We start from the raw sequence: 17,277 nt of genomic DNA, 5'->3' as shown, positions 1-17,277 counted from the left end.
AGTGGACGCGAGCAAAACTTTTGAGTGTGTATCAAGTTATCGGCTTATTAGTACCAGTCAGCTACATGCATTGCTGCACTTCCACATCTGGCCTATCAACCCAGTCGTCTAGCTGGGAGCCTCTCGGGGTAAACCCCATGGAAATCTCATCTTGAAGCGTGCTTCCCGCTTAGATGCTTTCAGCGGTTATCACTTCCGAACGTAGCTAATCAGCGGTGCTCTTGGCAGAACAACTGACACACCAGAGGTTCGTCCATCCCGGTCCTCTCGTACTAGGGACAGCCCTTCTCAAATTTCCTACGCGCACAGCGGATAGGGACCGAACTGTCTCACGACGTTCTAAACCCAGCTCGCGTACCGCTTTAATGGGCGAACAGCCCAACCCTTGGGAGAGACTCCACCCCCAGGATGCGACGAGCCGACATCGAGGTGCCAAACCATGCCGTCGATATGGACTCTTGGGCAAGATCAGCCTGTTATCCCCGGGGTACCTTTTATCCGTTGAGCGACGGCGCTTCCACAAGCCACCGCCGGGTCACTAGTTCCGACTTTCGTCCCTGCTCGATATGCCTATCTCGCAGTCAAGCTCCCTTGTGCACTTACACTCAAAACCTGATTGCCAACCAGGCTGAGGGAACCTTTGAGCGCCTCCGTTACCTTTTAGGAGGCAACCGCCCCAGTTAAACTACCCACCAGGCAATGTCCCTGATCCGGATCACGGACCGAGGTTAGATATCCAGAACGACCAGAGTGGTATTTCAACGTTGACTCCGCACACACTGGCGTGCATGCTTCACAGTCTCCCACCTATCCTACACAAGCCGTACCGAACACCAATACCAAGCTATAGTAAAGGTCCCGGGGTCTTTCCGTCCTGCTGCGCGTAACGAGCATCTTTACTCGTAGTGCAATTTCGCCGAGTTCATGGTTGAGACAGTGGAGAAGTCGTTACGCCATTCGTGCAGGTCGGAACTTACCCGACAAGGAATTTCGCTACCTTAGGATGGTTATAGTTACCACCGCCGTTTACTGGGGCTTAAATTCTGAGCTTCGATCAAAGATCTAACCCGTCCTCTTAACCTTCCAGCACCGGGCAGGCGTCAGTCCGTATACATCGTCTTGCGACTTAGCACGGACCTGTGTTTTTAGTAAACAGTCGCTTCTCCCTGGTCTCTGCGGCCCTTCTTCCTAGTGAGCAAGTCACTTCAGAATCCGGGCCCCCCTTCTCCCGAAGTTACGGGGGCATTTTGCCGAATTCCTTAACCATGATTCACTCGATCGCCTTGGTATTCTCTACCTAACCACCTGAGTCGGTTTGGGGTACGGGCGGCTAGAACCTCGCTAGAAGATTTTCTTGGCAGCATAGGATCACCCTGCTTCCCGCATTCGCGGTCACTATCAGGTCTCAGGATATGTGTGAGGCGGATTTGCCTACCTCACTCCCTACACCCTTGGACGTGGACAACCATCGCCACGCGGAGGCTACCTTCCTGCGTCTCTCCATTGCTTGACTACTACTAAATCGGGTCGCGCGCTCCACTCGAGTCACTCCGAAGAGGTCATCAAGCTTCAGGCGCTTAGCATCAAAAGGTTCGTCATGGGCGGTTCTTCGCCGGTTCCGGAATATCAACCGGATGTCCATCGACTACGCCTGTCGGCCTCGCCTTAGGTCCCGACTTACCCAGGGCAGATTAGCTTGACCCTGGAACCCTTGGTTATTCGGCGGACGGGTTTCTCGCCCGTCATTCGCTACTCATGCCTGCATTCTCACTCGTGTGGCCTCCACGGCTGGATCACTCCGCCGCTTCCCTGGCCACACGACGCTCCCCTACCCATCAACACGCTTGGATCGTGAACCCTCAGGTGTCACGACCGGGCAGATGTGTCAATGCCACAGCTTCGGTGGTGTGCTTGAGCCCCGCTACATTGTCGGCGCGGAATCACTTGACCAGTGAGCTATTACGCACTCTTTAAAGGGTGGCTGCTTCTAAGCCAACCTCCTGGTTGTCAATGCAACTCCACATCCTTTCCCACTTAGCACACGCTTAGGGACCTTAGCTGGTGGTCTGGGCTGTTTCCCTCTCGACTACGGAGCTTATCCCCCGCAGTCTCACTGCCACGCTCTCACTTACCGGCATTCGGAGTTTGGCTAACGTCAGTAACCTGGTGAGGCCCATCGGCTATCCAGTAGCTCTACCTCCGGTAAGAAACACGTGACGCTGCACCTAAATGCATTTCGGGGAGAACCAGCTATCACGGAGTTTGATTGGCCTTTCACCCCTACCCACAGCTCATCCCCTCAGTTTTCAACCTAAGTGGGTTCGGTCCTCCACGACGTCTTACCGTCGCTTCAACCTGGCCATGGGTAGATCACTCCGCTTCGGGTCTAGACCCAGCGACTCATTCGCCCTATTCGGACTCGCTTTCGCTACGGCTTCCCCACACGGGTTAACCTCGCCACTGAGCACTAACTCGCAGGCTCATTCTTCAAAAGGCACGCTGTCACCCCACAAGGAGGCTCCAACGGATTGTAGGCACACGGTTTCAGGATCTATTTCACTCCCCTCCCGGGGTACTTTTCACCTTTCCCTCACGGTACTTGTCCGCTATCGGTCACCAGGGAATATTTAGGCTTAGCGGGTGGTCCCGCCAGATTCACACGGGATTTCTCGGGCCCCGTGTTACTTGGGATATCTCTATGAAGTTCGCGCCATTTCGTCTACGGGGGTAGCACCCTCTGTGCCGAGCTTTTCAATGCTCTTCGACTATGACGCGAATTTTTGACTCCATGCCAGCCTGTCAGGACTGACCAAGAGGTCCCACAACCCCGAACATGCAACGCCTGACAGCTATCACACATGCTCGGTTTGGCCTGTTCCGCTTTCGCTCGCCACTACTCACGGAATCGCGGTTGCTTTCTCTTCCTGTGGGTACTGAGATGTTTCACTTCCCCACGTTCCCTCTACCTACCCTATGTGTTCAGGTAGGAGTGACTGGGCTTGCCCCCAGCCGGGTTTCCCCATTCGGAAATCCTCGGATCACAGTCTGGTTATCGACTCCCCGAGGCTTATCGCAGATTCCTACGTCCTTCTTCGGTTCCTGGTGCCAAGGCATCCACCGTGCGCCCTTAAAAACTTGAGCCACAAAGATGCTCGCGTCCACTGTGTAGTTCTCAACATACGGGCGGCCCCTCACCGTTCCTGGCGCCTGCCGAGCTCGCTCGGTGGTTCGTCCATGGTGAGGGTCCTGACCGGATACCGGCCTTCAGGATCAGACTTTCGCCCGAGCCCTCAGGACCCAACAACGTGTCAGGCGCCGGCTCCCCACCAGCTGCGTTCCGTCCTCCGAGGAGGTGTACTTGCGAGCTGACAGTGATGTCGGCGCCAAATAATCGATGTTCCACCCATGAGCACCTGCTGTCGGACGTGCGCCGACAGACCAGGCTCTGGATCGCTTGCGCGACCAGTGCTCCTTAGAAAGGAGGTGATCCAGCCGCACCTTCCGGTACGGCTACCTTGTTACGACTTAGTCCCAATCGCCAGTCCCACCTTCGACGGCTCCCTCCACAAGGGTTGGGCCACCGGCTTCGGGTGTTACCGACTTTCGTGACTTGACGGGCGGTGTGTACAAGGCCCGGGAACGTATTCACCGCAGCGTTGCTGATCTGCGATTACTAGCGACTCCAACTTCATGGGGTCGAGTTGCAGACCCCAATCCGAACTGAGACCGGTTTTTTGGGATTCGCTCCACCTCGCGGTTTCGCAGCCCTTTGTACCGGCCATTGTAGCATGTGTGAAGCCCAAGACATAAGGGGCATGATGATTTGACCTCATCCCCACCTTCCTCCGAGTTGACCCCGGCAGTCTTCTATGAGTCCCCGCCATAACGCGCTGGCAACATAGAACGAGGGTTGCGCTCGTTGCGGGACTTAACCCAACATCTCACGACACGAGCTGACGACAACCATGCACCACCTGTATACCGACCTTGCGGGGCACCTGTCTCCAGGTGTTTCCGGTATATGTCAAGCCTTGGTAAGGTTCTTCGCGTTGCATCGAATTAATCCACATGCTCCGCCGCTTGTGCGGGCCCCCGTCAATTCCTTTGAGTTTTAGCCTTGCGGCCGTACTCCCCAGGCGGGGCGCTTAATGCGTTAGCTGCGGCACGGAACTCGTGGAATGAGTCCCACACCTAGCGCCCAACGTTTACGGCATGGACTACCAGGGTATCTAATCCTGTTCGCTCCCCATGCTTTCGCTTCTCAGCGTCAGTAGTGGCCCAGAGACCTGCCTTCGCCATCGGTGTTCCTCCTGATATCTGCGCATTTCACCGCTACACCAGGAATTCCAGTCTCCCCTACCACACTCTAGTCTGCCCGTACCCACTGCAAGTCCGGGGTTGAGCCCCGGATTTTCACAGCAGACGCGACAAACCGCCTACAAGCTCTTTACGCCCAATAATTCCGGACAACGCTCGCACCCTACGTATTACCGCGGCTGCTGGCACGTAGTTAGCCGGTGCTTCTTCTGCAGGTACCGTCACTTTCGCTTCTTCCCTGCTGAAAGAGGTTTACAACCCGAAGGCCGTCATCCCTCACGCGGCGTCGCTGCATCAGGCTTGCGCCCATTGTGCAATATTCCCCACTGCTGCCTCCCGTAGGAGTCTGGGCCGTGTCTCAGTCCCAGTGTGGCCGGTCGCCCTCTCAGGCCGGCTACCCGTCGTCGCCTTGGTGAGCCGTTACCTCACCAACAAGCTGATAGGCCGCGAGTCCATCCCAGACCGAAAAACTTTCCAGACGATAGCCATGCAGCTTCGTCTCGTATCCGGTATTAGCTCCGGTTTCCCGGGGTTATTCCAGAGTCTGGGGCAGGTTACTCACGTGTTACTCACCCGTTCGCCACTGATCGCTCGAGAGCAAGCTCTCGAGGTCACCGTTCGACTTGCATGTGTTAAGCACGCCGCCAGCGTTCGTCCTGAGCCAGGATCAAACTCTCCGTTGATGTTCAGCTCACGACCGAAGTCGTGAAAAACTAAACCCGTTGAAGGGTTGTCACACTGGCTGAGCAAGAACAACTAGCATTTGCTAGATGATCGTTGTCAACCAAAGGATTTTCGTTCGAGAGCGATCACGATCCGACCGGTGGCCGGCTCGCCATCACCTCGAGACGAGGTTATTGGCATCGATTTTTGACACGCTGTTGAGTTCTCAAGGTTCGGACGCGCACCATCACCCGACTCGGTGGGTCGTGATCCGGGGCAACTGTTCCAACTTACCCGCGTCCATGCTTGGGCGTCAACTCCGTGACCCGCTCTTGGAGCGGCCGGAGAAGATCGCGCTTGGATCTCTGCGGGGCTCCCACTCTAGCAGCCTCTCGGCGGCCGTTCCAAATCCGCGTCTCGCGCTGATCTGGCCTGGTGGGTGATCCTGCTGCTCGGGCCCATGCGGACCCTGTCAGCCCTGTGTCCAACACCGGGCTCGAGCGGGATCTTCCCGTCCGCGACATCTTTTTCCGATGTCTGTCCGACTGGTGCTGCCACCGTGTCGGATGGATGGGGTGTGCCCCGGGACCGGCCTACTTCGTGTGCGCCTCTCGGCCTCACGCGGTGGTGTCCGTTCCTCCCTGTCGGGCTGACGTCGAGAACAGTAGAGGACGTTCCCGACGGAACACAAATCGGCGGCCCCCCGCACGGTCACGGTGGGCACACGGCATACCGAAAAGACTTGTGCCACAAGGGAATCAGGCGCGACGACCGGCAGCCATGGACTTGCGACCGCGACGCAGGATGGCCACGGACCCGTGCAGGAAGTGGCCTTCGGTGAGGGGCAGCTCGGGGTCGGTGACCTTCTCGCCGTTGATCGACGCGCCCCCGTCGCCGATCGCCCGGCGTGCGGCGTTGCGGGACTCGACGAGACCGACGGCGACGAGGGCGTCGGTCATCGACATCCCCGGCGACACCTCTCCCCCGGGCAGCTCCGCCGTCGCGTCCCGCAGCGTCACCTCGTCGAGCAGGGCGAGGTCACCCCTGCCGAACAGCGCTTCGGAGGCTGCCTGGACCGCAGCCGTCGCCTCGGCGCCGTGGACGAGGGTGGTCACGTCTGCGGCGAGGGCTCGCTGCGCCGCCCGCCGGAACGGCTCCTGCTCCACCTGTCGCTCGAGCTCGGCGATCTCCTCCCGGCTGCGGTCGGTGAAGACCTTGAGCAGCTTGACGACCGAGGCGTCCTCGACGTTGAGCCAGTACTGGTAGAAGGCGTACGGGCTCGTCATGGAGCCGTCGAGCCACACCGCGTTGCCGGCGCTCTTGCCGAACTTCTCCCCCGACGAGTCGGTGATGAGCGGGGTCGTGAGGAGGTGGACCGACTCGCCCTCGACGCGGTGGATGAGGTCGGAGCCGGCGACGAGGTTGCCCCACTGGTCGTTGCCGCCGGTCTGCAGCGTGCACCCGAACTGACGGAAGAGCTCGAGGTAGTCCAGGCCCTGGAGCAGCTGGTAGCTGAACTCTGTGTAGGAGATGCCCTCGTCGGAGTTCAGCCGCGCCGCGACCGCGTCCTTCTTGACCATCTGGTTCACGCGGAAGTGCTTGCCGACGTCACGCAGGAAGTCGAGGGCCGACATGGGCGCGGTCCAGTCGAGGTTGTTGACCATGACCGCCGCGTTGTCGCCCTCGAACGCGAGGAACGGCCGGACCTGCTCCTGGATCCGGGCGACCCACTCGGCCGTCTGCTCCTTGGTCTTGAGGATGCGCTCCGACGTCGGTCGTGGGTCACCGATGAGGCCGGTCGAGCCCCCGACGAGGCAGATGACGCGGTGGCCCGCCCGCTGGAGGTGGCGCAGGACGATGAGCTGGACGAGGTTGCCGAAGTGGAGCGACGGGGCCGTCGGGTCGAAGCCGCAGTAGGCCGTGATCGGGCCGTCCGTCAGGGCCGCCCGCAGCGCCTCCTCGTCGGTCGTCTGCGCGACGAGGCCGCGCCACTGGAGTTCGGCAAGGATGTCGTTCACGAAGCGCTAGCCTGCCACGCCGAAGTCAGTGGACGACGCCCAGCACCGGCGTGTGGGATGACCCGCATGACCACCCTCTTCGACGGCGAGACGCCCGTGACCGACGACCTCGTGCGCTCCCTCGTCGACGACCAGTGCCCACGGTGGCGGGCCCTGGAGCTCTCGCCGATGACGACCTCCGGCACCGAGCACCGGACCTTCCGTCTCGGCACCGACCTGCTCGTGCGCGTGCCTCGCAACGACGACGCCGAGACCGGCTTGCGCAAGGAGATCGACTGGCTGCCGCGGTTGCAGGGCCGGCTCCCGCTCGAGATCCCGGTCATCGAGCACGTCGGGTCACCGAGCGAGGACTACCCGCACGCGTGGACGGTGAACCGCTGGATCGCGGGCGAGGACGCCTCCGCGCGGGTGCTCTCGGGAGAGGTCCCGCTCGGCTGGGCGGACACGGTGGCCGAGACGCTTGCCGCGCTGCGGTCGTTCGGTCTGGGCGAGGTGCCTGCCGAGGACTGGCCGCAGGGTTCCCGCGGCGGTCACCTCAGGGACCGGGCCGAGGGCCTGGACCAGCCGGACGACGCGGTCTCCGGTCCGGTCGCCCCGGAGAGGGTCCGCGCCGTCGTCGACGATGCCCTGGCCGCAGGCACACCCGACAGCACGCCGGTCCTCCTCCACGCCGACCTCATCCCCGGCAACCTCGTCGCCCGTGGCGACGAGCTCGTCGGCCTGCTCGACTTCGGGACGCTCACGACCGGGTATGCCGCGACCGACCTCTCACCGGCGTGGTGGGTTCTCGACCGGGCCGGTCGGGCCAGGCTGCGGTCGCTGCTCGAGGTCGACGACGTGTCGTGGGCATGGGGCCGGGCGTTCGCCGCGATCCAGGGCCACCTGGCCCACTGGATCTACGCGCCGCGCGGACACGCCCTCGCGCCCTTGGGTGACCGCGCCGTCGCCGAGGTCCTGTCGGACTCTCCCGAGCGCGACTGACACACTGCGCACATGGGTGAGCGGACGGCATACGAGGACTTCATCGCGGGCCTGCCCAAGGCAGAGCTGCACGTCCACCACGTCGGGTCCGCCCGGCCCGAGACCGTCGCGCGGCTCGCGGCGCGCCACCCCGACGCCGGTGTGCCGCAGGAGCTCGACGCGCTGCGCGAGTTCTACACGTTCCGCGACTTCGCGCACTTCATCGACGTCTACCTCGCGGTCGTGGGGCTGCTCAAGACGCCCGAGGACATCCGGCTGCTCACCTACGAGGTCGCCGAAGGCCTTGCGGCACAGCAGGTTCGCTACGCCGAGCTGACGATGACGCCCTTCACGAGCGTTCGCACGGGCATCCCGATCGAGGCCTACACCGAGGCCATCGAGGACGCGCGCGTCGCGGCTGAGCGCGACCTCGGGATCGTGCTGCGCTGGATCTACGACATCCCCGGGGAGGCCGGCCTCGAGTCGGCCGAGGCGACCGCGACGTATGCCGTCGAGCACGGTCCCGAGAGCCTCGTCGCCTTCGGGCTCGGCGGGCCGGAGCTGCCGCGGCGGCAGTTCAAGCCGTACTTCGACCGCGCGCGTGCCGCCGGGCTCCACTCCGCGCCGCACGCCGGCGAGTCAACCGACGCGCAGTCCGTGTGGGACGCGCTCGACCTGCTCGGAGCGGAGCGGATCGGCCACGGAGTTCGCTCGATCGACGACCCGAGGCTCGTGGAACGCCTTGTCGCAGAACGCATCCCGCTCGAGATCTCTCCGACCTCCAACCTCGCGACGCGGGTCGTCGGCCGCATCGAGGACCACCCCATGCGTGCGCTGCGCGACGCCGGGGTCGTCGTCACCGTCAACAGCGACGACCCGCCGATGTTCAACACGACGCTGAACCGCGAGTACGCCCTCGCCGCCGACGTCCTCGACCTCGACGAGCAGGGCCTGACCGAGCTCGCGACGACGGCCATCGACGTGAGCTTCGCCCCCGACGACGTCAAGGCACGGGTGCGCCGTGAGATCAGCGCCTACGCCGCGGCACACCGGGACGATAGGGGCTGACCGTCGGCTCGCCCTCGAGCCAGAACCGCCACGGGTATGCCGTCCCGTCGCCTCCTGGGCCGCTCACCCCGACGCGTGGTCCCGTGCGGACCGTCGCCTCGTGAGGTTCGCTTGGCGCGCTGACCACGACGGGCGAGTCGGGCGCGCAGACGTCGAGACCGTCCTGGGCGCGGTCGAGGGCCAGGGTCCGGGTGAGCCGCGCCGGGCCTCGAGCCCGGTCGCGCGCCACGACACCGGGGCGGCGCTCGGCGACGACTGTCTCGCCGGCGACGACCTCACCCGCCCGCAGCAGGACCGCACTGGCCTCACCCTCGGGGCCGCACACGAGGTTGGCGCACCAGTGCATGCCGTAGGTGAAGTAGACGTAGAGGTGCCCGGCCTCGCCGAACATCACCTGCGTGCGCGGCGTCGGGCCACGGAAGGCGTGCGACCCCGGGTCGCGCGTGCCGGCATACGCCTCGACCTCGGTGAGCCGCACGGCGACGTCACCGTGACGGACGACGCAGCCGAGCAGGTCGGGGGCGACGTCGAGGACGGGCCGCTCGAAGAAGTCGCGCGGCAGCCGAACTGCATCGGTCAGGCGAGTCACCGGACAGTGAGCCGCGACTCCGCCCAGGTGCGCGCCTCCTGAGCAGCGGCCGCCGCCCCCTCGAGCTGTTCGGCGACGCGCACCGGAGCGGTGCCGCCCTTGCCGTCGCGTGAGGCGAGGGAGCCCTCGACGGTGAGGACCTCGCGAACACCGGGCGTGAGGTGCTCCGAGATGGACGCGAGGTCGTCGTCGCTGAGGTCCCACAGCTCGATGCCGCGGGACTCGCAGACCCGCACGCACTCCCCCGCCACCTCGTGGGCGACACGGAACGGCACGCCCTGACGCACGAGCCACTCGGCGATGTCGGTGGCGAGCGAGAACCCTTGCGGCGCAAGCGACTCCAGGCGTTCGGTGTCGAAGACGAGCGTCGCGACCATGCCGCTGAACGCGGGCAGCAGCACCTCGAGGGTGTCGATGGAGTCGAAGACCGGCTCCTTGTCCTCCTGGAGGTCGCGGTTGTAGGCGAGCGGCAGTCCCTTGAGGGTCGCGAGCAGGCCGGTGAGGTTGCCGATGAGGCGGCCCGTCTTGCCGCGGGCGAGCTCGGCGACGTCGGGGTTCTTCTTCTGCGGCATGATGCTCGACCCGGTCGAGTAGGCGTCGTCGAGCGTGATGAAGCCGAACTCCTTGGTCGCCCAGAGGATGACCTCCTCGGCGATGCGCGAGATGTCGACGGCGACCATCGCCGTGACGAAGGCGAACTCGGCGACGGCGTCGCGCGAGGCAGTGCCGTCGATGGAGTTCTCGACCGCGCCGTCGAAGCCGAGGTCGGCCGCGACCGCCTCGGGGTCGAGGCCGAGCGAGCTGCCGGCGAGGGCTCCGGAACCGTAGGGGCTCAGGGCCGCTCGGGCGTCCCAGTCCTGCAGGCGCTGGACGTCGCGCAACAGCGGCCACGCATGGGCGAGCAGGTGGTGGGCGAGCAGGACCGGCTGCGCGTGCTGGAGGTGCGTGCGGCCCGGCATCGCCACCCCCGGGTGGCTGCGCGCCTGCTCGACGAGGGCATCGACGACATCGAGGACGAGGCCGGCGACGACCCGGGCCCGCTCCCTCAGGTACATCCGGCCGAGGGTGGCGATCTGGTCGTTGCGCGAACGTCCGGCCCGCAGGCGGCCGCCGACGTCGGCACCGGCGCGTTCGATGAGCCCGCGCTCGAGGGCGGTGTGGACGTCCTCGTCCTCGGGCGCCGGGACGAACGCCCCGGACTCGACGTCGGCGCGCAGCTCGTCGAGGGCGGCGAGCATCGCGTCGAGGCCGGCGTCGTCGAGCAGACCGGCCCGGTGCAGCACCCGCGCGTGGGCGCGCGAGCCGGCGATGTCGTGCAGCGCGAGCCGCCAGTCGAAGTGCGTCGAGCGGGAGAGCTCGGCGAGGGCGTCGGCGGGTCCGCCGCTGAACCGGCCGCCCCAGAGGCTGAGCCGGCTCTCGTCCGATGGGCGCTCGTTCACGCGTTCTCCTTGCGGGTGTAGCTCATGAGGCGGGTGGCAACCGTGCGGCTCGCGGACGTGCCGGTCGTGATGACCATGATGGTGTCGTCGCCCGCGATCGTCCCGACCACCCCCGGGACGCTCGTGTGGTCGATGGCGGAGGCGAGGTAGTTCGCGGCGCCCGGCGGAGTGCGCAGGACGACGAGGTTCGCCGACACCTCGGCGGAGACGAGCAGCTCGTGGCAGCGCTGGGCGAGACGGCTCGTGACCTCCTCGCTGTCCGGCGCGATGCGGACGGTGCGGTCACCGCCCTCTCCCGGGACGGCATACACGAGGCTCTTGCCGCTGCGGACCTTCTCGGCGCCGACGTCGACGAGGTCGCGCGAGAGCGTGGCCTGGGTGACATCGATGCCGTCCTCGCCGAGGATGGTGAGGAGCTCGTTCTGGGAGCGGACGGCACGCGTCGAGAGGATCTCGACGATGCGACGCTGCCGGGCGGTACGACTCGAGGACACGCTCATCGGGAGCCCTCCCCCGACTTCTCGACGAGCCAGGACAGGACCGCCTTCTGGGCGTGCAGCCGATTCTCGGACTCGTCCCACACGACCGACTGCGGGCCGTCGATGACGTCGGCGTCGACCTCGAAGCCTCGGTAGGCCGGGAGGCAGTGCAGGAAGATCGCGTCAGCGTCGGCGCGGGACATGAGGTCGGTCGTCACGGCATACGCGGCGAAGGGGCTTGCGGAGCCCTGCCGGCTCTCCTTCTCCTTCTCGAAGCCCATCGACACCCACGTGTCGGTCGCGACGACGTCGGCGCCGTCGACGGTCTCGGCCGGGTCCTCGACCACTGTCACGGATCCGCTTGTGGCAGAAGCGATCTCGCTCGCCTTCGCGAGGACGTCGGGGTGTGGCTGGTATGCCGCGGGAGTACCGATGCGGACGTGCATCCCGGCCGTGGCCATGCCGAGGAGGTAGCTGTGGCTCATGTTGTTGGCGCCGTCGCCGACGTAGGCGAAGGTCAGCCCGGCGAGGCCGCCCTTGTGCTCGCGGATCGTGAGCAGGTCGGCGAGGATCTGGCACGGGTGGAAGGAGTCGGTGAGGGCGTTGACGACGGGGACGGTCGAATACGACGCCATCTCCTCGATCCGCTCCTGACCGTAGGTGCGCCACACGATCGCCTTGGCCTCGCGCTCGAGGACCCGAGCGACGTCGGCGATGGACTCGCGCACGCCGACCTGGGCGAGCTTGCCGTCGATGATGAGCGGGAAGCCGCCGAGGTGCGCGATCGCGGCCGCGAAGGACACCTGGGTGCGCAGGGTCTGCTTGTCGAAGAGCACGGCGACGACTTCGGGTCCCTCGAGGCAGCGGTCGCTGAACGGCCTGGCCTTGATGGCGGCGGCGCGTTCGAGGATCTCGGCCTGCTCGGCGGGGCTGACGTCGTCGTCGCGCAGGAGGTGCCGGACGGTGGTGCTCAAGAGCGCTCCTTGGCGGTGGTGATGAGGTCGGGCAGGGCCGCGACGAAGAGGTCGAGCTGGTCGGTCGTAATCGTGAGCGGTGGGATGAGGCGCACAGCGTTCGGGGCCACCGGGTTGACGAGGAAGCCGGCCTCGCGAGCCGCGGCGACGACACCGGCGGAGATGTCGGAGGTGAGGACGATGGCACGGAGCAGGCCGCGGCCCCGCACCTCCACCACGTCGGGGTGCTGCAGCGCCATGACAGCCGACGCGAGATGCTCGCCGGCGGCCGTGACCCTCGCGAGGATGCCGTCGGCCTCGATGGTGGTGAGCACACTGAGCGCGGCTGCGGCGACGAGCGGGTTGCCGCCGAAGGTCGAGCCGTGCTGACCGGCGGTGAGGAGGCCGGTGACGTCGGGCCCGAACGTCACGAGCGCACCGATGGGCAGCCCGCCGCCGAGACCCTTGGCCACGGTGATCGCGTCGGGGACGATGCCGCTCTCCTGGTGACCGAACCAGTCGCCGGTCCGGCCGATCCCGGTCTGGACCTCGTCGATGACGAGCAATGCGCCTGCGGCCGAGGTGATCTCCCGAGCCGCCCGGAGGTATGCCGCGTCGGCGACGATCGCGCCCGCCTCCCCTTGGACGGGTTCGAGGAAGACCGCAGCCGTTTCCTCGGTCACCGCGGCGCGTAGCGCGTCGGCGTCGTTGTAGGGCACGTGGGTCACGTCGGGGATGAGGGGTGCGAAGGGCTCGCGGTAGGCCGCCTTGTGGGTGAGCGCGAGGGCGCCGGTCGTGCGTCCGTGGAAGGCGCCCTCCGCGGCGACGATGTGCCGGCGCCCGGTGCGGCGGGACAGCTTGATGGCCGCCTCGATCGCCTCCGCACCGGAGTTGCCGAAGAAGACTCCCGAGCCGTCGGGTGCCTCGGCGAGCGCGAGGATGCGCTCGGCCAGCTCGACCTGGGCGCGCGAGGTGAAGAAGTTCGAGATGTGCGCCATCTCGGCGACCTGCTTCGACACGGCCGCGACGAGCGCCGGGTGGTTGTGTCCGAGGGCGTTGACGGCGACTCCGCCGACGAGGTCGAGGTAGCGCTTGCCGTCGGTGTCCCAGACCCACGGGCCGTCGCCGCGCTCGAGGACGAGCTGCGGGCGTCCGAAGACAGGGATGAGCGAGTCGGCGTAGCGGTCGAGCAGCGCTTCCTGCGTCTCGTTCCCGGTGGGCGACGCGGGCTGGGTCGGGCTCATGGGGTGTCCTCCTCGATGAGGGTGCCGATGCCTTCGGAGGTGAAGACCTCCAGCAGCAGCGAGTGCGGCTCGCGGCCGTCGATGACGTGCGCCTGCGGCACCCCCTGCTCGACGGCCCGGATGCAGGCCTCGAGCTTGGGGATCATGCCGGAGTCGACCGTCGTGAGCAGCTCGCGCGCCTGGCTCAGGGGCAAGCGGGAGATGAGGCTGGAGCGGTCCGGCCACGCGGCATACACACCCTCGACGTCGGTGAGGACGACGAGCTTGCGCGCCCCGAGCGCGGCGGCGAGCGCGGCGGCGGCCGTGTCGGCGTTGACGTTGAGCACCTGGCCGTCTCCGTCGAGGTCGGGGGCGACGGTGGAGACGACGGGGATCCGGCCGGCGTCGAGGAGGTCGACGACGGCGGCCGTGTCGACCTCGACGACGTCGCCGACGAGCCCGAGGTCCTGCTCGGCGCCGTCGACGACGACACCGCGACGGCGCGCCCCGAAGAGTCCGGCGTCCTCACCCGAGAGCCCCACGGCGAGCGGACCGTGCTGGTTGAGCAGGCCGACGAGCTCGCGGCCCACCTGTCCGGTGAGGACCATGCGCACGACGTCCATGACCTCGGGTGTCGTGACCCGCAGCCCGCCGCGGAACTCGCTCTCGAGGCCGAGGCGGTCGAGCATCGCCTTGATCTGCGGGCCGCCGCCGTGGACGACGACGGGTCGCAGGCCGGCATACCGCAGGAAGGCGACGTCCTGCGCGAAGGCCTTCTGCAGCTCCGCGTCGACCATGGCGTTGCCGCCGTACTTGACGACGACGAGGGCACCGCGGAACGCCTCGAGCCACGGCAAGGCCTCGACGAGGGTCCTCGCCTTGGTACGGGTGAGCTCGTCGATCACCGGTCGGCTCCTCACGTGCTGTAGGCGGAGTTCTCGTGGACGTAGTCGTGCGTCAGGTCGTTCGTCCAGACCGTCGCCGTGGCGTCACCGGCGTGGAGGTCGACGACGACGCGCACCTCTCGACCACTGAGGTCGACGAGGTCCCGGTCGTCTCCGATCGTGGCTGCTCGGCAGACCTCGATCCCGTTGATCGCGACGTCGAGGCGGCTGGCATCGAACTGCGCGGACGTCGTGCCCACAGCCGAGAGCACGCGCCCCCAGTTGGGGTCGCGCCCGAAGATCGCGGCCTTGAAGAGGTTGCTGCGCGTCACGGCGCGGGCCACCTCCACGGCCTCGGACTCGGTTGCGGCAGAACGCACCTCGACCGCGATGTCGTGGCTGGCGCCCTCGGCGTCGGCCACGAGCTGACGTGCGAGGGAGGCGCAGACCTCGGTGACCGCGTCGGTGAGCGCGCCGACGTCGACGGACACACCGGATGCCCCCGACGACATGAGGACGACGGTGTCGTTGGTCGACATGCAGCCGTCGGAGTCCACACGGTCGAACGTGCGTGACGTCGCGGAGCGCAGCGCCTCGGCCAGCACGTCGGGAGAGGCGACGGCGTCGGTCGTGATGACGCAGAGCATCGTGGCGAGGCCCGGCGCGAGCATGCCCGCGCCCTTGGCCATGCCGCCGACGGTCCAGCCGTCGCCGGTCGCGACGGCCTCCTTGGGCACCGTGTCGGTCGTCATGATGGCGCGGGCCGCGTCGGCGCCACCCTCGAGCCCGAGATCCGCTGCCGTGAGGGCGATGCCGGCCTCGATCCGGTCCATGGGGAGGTACTCGCCGATGAGCCCGGTCGAGCAAACGACGACGTCGGTCGCGCTGACCCCGAGGGTGTCGGCGACGACCTCGGCCGTGCGGTGGGTGTCCCCGAAGCCGCGCGGGCCGGTGCACGCGTTGGCTCCGCCGGAGTTGAGGAAGACCGCGTCGGCCCGGCCGTCGGCGACGACCTGGCGCGACCACGTCACCGGTGCCGCCTCGACGCGGTTCGTCGTGAAGACGGCCGCGACGGCGTGCTCCGGCCCGTCGTTGACGACGAGCGCGACGTCAGGGCTGCCCGAGGCCTTGAGGCCGGCCGTGGCGCCCGCGGCGCGGAAGCCGACGGCGGCGGTGACGCTCACGAGTCCCTCCGTCCGGTGAGCACGGTGGGGGTGACGATGAGCCCGGCCCGACGCCACACCTCGACCGCGACGGCGGCGTCACCTTCGGGCACGAGGACCCAGTCGGTGTCATAGGTCGCGAAGGCGAGCACGCTGATGTTCACGGCAACAAGAGGGTTGAGGATCTCGGCCATGACGCCGACGGCGTCGAAGGCCAACGGCCCGGCGACCTCGACCCCGATGAACGGGCCCTCGACGGTCACACCGTCCGGCACGTCCTGGGCGAGGCAGACCACCGAGGTCTCGTGCGGCGTGCGGCTCAGCGACGCGAACGGCCCCTGCTGCCAGTCCCAGTCGGGCTCGGCGCCCGGGTCCAGCCGGGCGACCACCAACGGCTCGGGGTGCTTCATGAGGTGGAGCGGCATCGAGCTCATGGTGCGACTCCTGCCCCGGCGAGTCCAGTGGTCTCCGGCTGCCCCGTCGCGAGGTTGAGGCACTGCACGGCTGCGCCGGCGGTGCCCTTGGCGAGGTTGTCGACCGCGGCGACGGCGACGACCCGCCCCACCCGCTCGTCGACGGCGACCTGGATCGCGACGTGGTTGCTGCCGAGAACCTGCGCTGTGGTCGGCCAGGTGCCCGCGTCGAGGACGTGCACGAACGGCTCGTCCTCGTATGCCGTGCGCCAGGCCTCGCGGACCTCGTCCGCCGTGGTGCCGGGGACGAGGCGGGCGGTGCAGGTCGCGAGGATCCCCCGCGGCATCGGCGCCAGTGTCGGCGTGAAGGAGACCGTGACGTCGGATCCGGCCGCCGCGCTGAGGTTCTGCTCGATCTCGGGCGTGTGCCGGTGGACGCCCCCGATGCCGTAGGGCGACATGGAGCCCATGACCTCGGAGCCGAGGAGGTGCGGCTTCACGGCCCGGCCGGCACCCGACGTCCCGGACGCCGCGACGACGACGACGTCATCGGGCTCGACGACCGCGGCCGCGAGACCCGGGGCCAACGCGAGGGTCACCGCTGTCGGGTAGCAGCCCGGCACCGCGACGCGCGTTGCCCCCTCGAGCGCATGCCGGCCCGACCCGCCCTCGGCGAGCGGCAGCTCGGGCAGGCCGTACGCCCACGACCCGGCATACGGGGTGTCGTAGAAGGTGGTCCACGCGGTCTCGTCGCGCAGTCGGAAGTCCGCGCCGCAGTCGACGACGACCGTGCCCTCCGGGAGCTCGGCGGCGAGGGCGGCCGAGTGCCCGTGCGGCAGCGCGAGGACGACGGCGTCGTGGCCGTCGAAGACGGACGCTGTGGTGTCCTCGAGGATGCGGTCCTCGAGCCCGAAGAGGTGCGGGTGGATCGACGTGAGGGTGCTGCCGGCGTTGCTCCCTGCGGTCACCGCGCCGATCTCGACGTCGGGGTGGCGCAGCAGCCAGCGGAGCACCTCGGCACCGGCGTAGCCACTCGCACCTGCGACCGCAACCTTCAGCATGTGCATAGTCTTGCATGCGATAACAATTCTATGCAAAGGGGACCCGG

General features: G+C 66.7%; 12 protein-coding genes and 2 rRNA genes. 2 read left to right on the top strand and 12 right to left on the bottom strand.

The genetic code is table 11. The features are described 5' to 3' along the window. Positions 1–27: 27 nt before the first annotated feature. The 3 genes from BCF74_RS01045 to tyrS form a co-directional block, all read right to left on the bottom strand. Positions 28–3,141 (bottom strand): 23S ribosomal RNA (locus BCF74_RS01045). Positions 3,142–3,476: 335 nt separating this feature from the next. Beyond that, positions 3,477–5,000 (bottom strand): 16S ribosomal RNA (locus BCF74_RS01040). Together the 16S and 23S rRNA genes form the textbook arrangement of a ribosomal RNA operon. A gap of 738 nt (positions 5,001–5,738) precedes the next feature. Continuing rightward, entirely contained in the window at positions 5,739–6,998 is a 1,260-nt protein-coding gene (gene tyrS / locus BCF74_RS01035; protein ID WP_106296090.1) for a tyrosine--tRNA ligase, read from the bottom strand. Between the two features lie 66 nt (positions 6,999–7,064). Here tyrS and BCF74_RS01030 point away from each other — a divergent pair, with 66 nt between their 5' ends. Both BCF74_RS01030 and BCF74_RS01025 read left to right on the top strand, forming a co-directional pair. After that, on the top strand, positions 7,065–7,979 hold the full coding sequence (locus BCF74_RS01030; protein WP_106296149.1) for an aminoglycoside phosphotransferase family protein: 915 nt from the start codon (positions 7,065–7,067) through the stop codon (positions 7,977–7,979). 12 nt (positions 7,980–7,991) lie between these two features. Next, a complete protein-coding gene (locus BCF74_RS01025; protein WP_106296089.1) occupies positions 7,992–9,026 on the top strand; it encodes an adenosine deaminase in 1,035 nt (344 codons plus the stop codon). On the opposite strand, the gene BCF74_RS01020 is transcribed toward BCF74_RS01025, so the two are convergent. The 9 genes from BCF74_RS01020 to argC are packed head-to-tail and all read right to left on the bottom strand — an operon-like array spanning position 8,986 to position 17,230. Further along, a complete protein-coding gene (locus BCF74_RS01020) occupies positions 8,986–9,615 on the bottom strand; it encodes a DNA-3-methyladenine glycosylase (RefSeq protein ID WP_245889142.1) in 630 nt (209 codons plus the stop codon). The genes BCF74_RS01025 and BCF74_RS01020 overlap by 41 nt on opposite strands. Next, on the bottom strand, positions 9,612–11,054 hold the full coding sequence (argH, locus tag BCF74_RS01015; RefSeq protein ID WP_106296088.1) for an argininosuccinate lyase: 1,443 nt from the start codon (positions 11,052–11,054) through the stop codon (positions 9,612–9,614). Before argH ends, BCF74_RS01020 begins: the two co-directional genes overlap by 4 nt. Continuing rightward, positions 11,051–11,554: an arginine repressor gene (locus BCF74_RS01010; protein WP_106296087.1), complete on the bottom strand. Its 504-nt coding sequence runs from the start codon at positions 11,552–11,554 to the stop codon at positions 11,051–11,053. The genes argH and BCF74_RS01010 overlap by 4 nt, the downstream gene beginning before the upstream one ends. Then, on the bottom strand, positions 11,551–12,507 hold the full coding sequence (argF, locus tag BCF74_RS01005; RefSeq protein WP_106296086.1) for an ornithine carbamoyltransferase: 957 nt from the start codon (positions 12,505–12,507) through the stop codon (positions 11,551–11,553). The genes BCF74_RS01010 and argF overlap by 4 nt, the downstream gene beginning before the upstream one ends. Further along, entirely contained in the window at positions 12,504–13,730 is a 1,227-nt protein-coding gene (locus BCF74_RS01000) for an acetylornithine transaminase (protein ID WP_106296085.1), read from the bottom strand. The genes argF and BCF74_RS01000 overlap by 4 nt, the downstream gene beginning before the upstream one ends. Next, on the bottom strand, positions 13,727–14,614 hold the full coding sequence (gene argB, locus BCF74_RS00995; protein WP_106296084.1) for an acetylglutamate kinase: 888 nt from the start codon (positions 14,612–14,614) through the stop codon (positions 13,727–13,729). The genes BCF74_RS01000 and argB overlap by 4 nt, the downstream gene beginning before the upstream one ends. Before the next feature lie 11 nt (positions 14,615–14,625). Next, the gene (gene argJ, locus BCF74_RS00990; RefSeq protein WP_106296083.1) at positions 14,626–15,777 is read right to left on the bottom strand and encodes a bifunctional glutamate N-acetyltransferase/amino-acid acetyltransferase ArgJ; all 1,152 of its coding nucleotides are present in this window, start codon (positions 15,775–15,777) and stop codon (positions 14,626–14,628) included. Then, on the bottom strand, positions 15,774–16,190 hold the full coding sequence (locus BCF74_RS00985; protein ID WP_245889141.1) for an ACT domain-containing protein: 417 nt from the start codon (positions 16,188–16,190) through the stop codon (positions 15,774–15,776). The genes argJ and BCF74_RS00985 overlap by 4 nt, the downstream gene beginning before the upstream one ends. Further along, complete coding sequence (gene argC, locus BCF74_RS00980; RefSeq protein WP_106296146.1) at positions 16,187–17,230, bottom strand: N-acetyl-gamma-glutamyl-phosphate reductase; 1,044 nt, start codon at positions 17,228–17,230, stop codon at positions 16,187–16,189. The genes BCF74_RS00985 and argC overlap by 4 nt, the downstream gene beginning before the upstream one ends. Positions 17,231–17,277 lie beyond the last annotated feature (47 nt).

This window comes from Knoellia remsis, from assembly GCF_003002895.1.
Lineage (GTDB): Bacteria > Actinomycetota > Actinomycetes > Actinomycetales > Dermatophilaceae > Knoellia > Knoellia remsis.
Note: the sequence above shows the minus strand (reverse complement) of the source record. Positions and strands in the feature narration are given on the sequence as shown.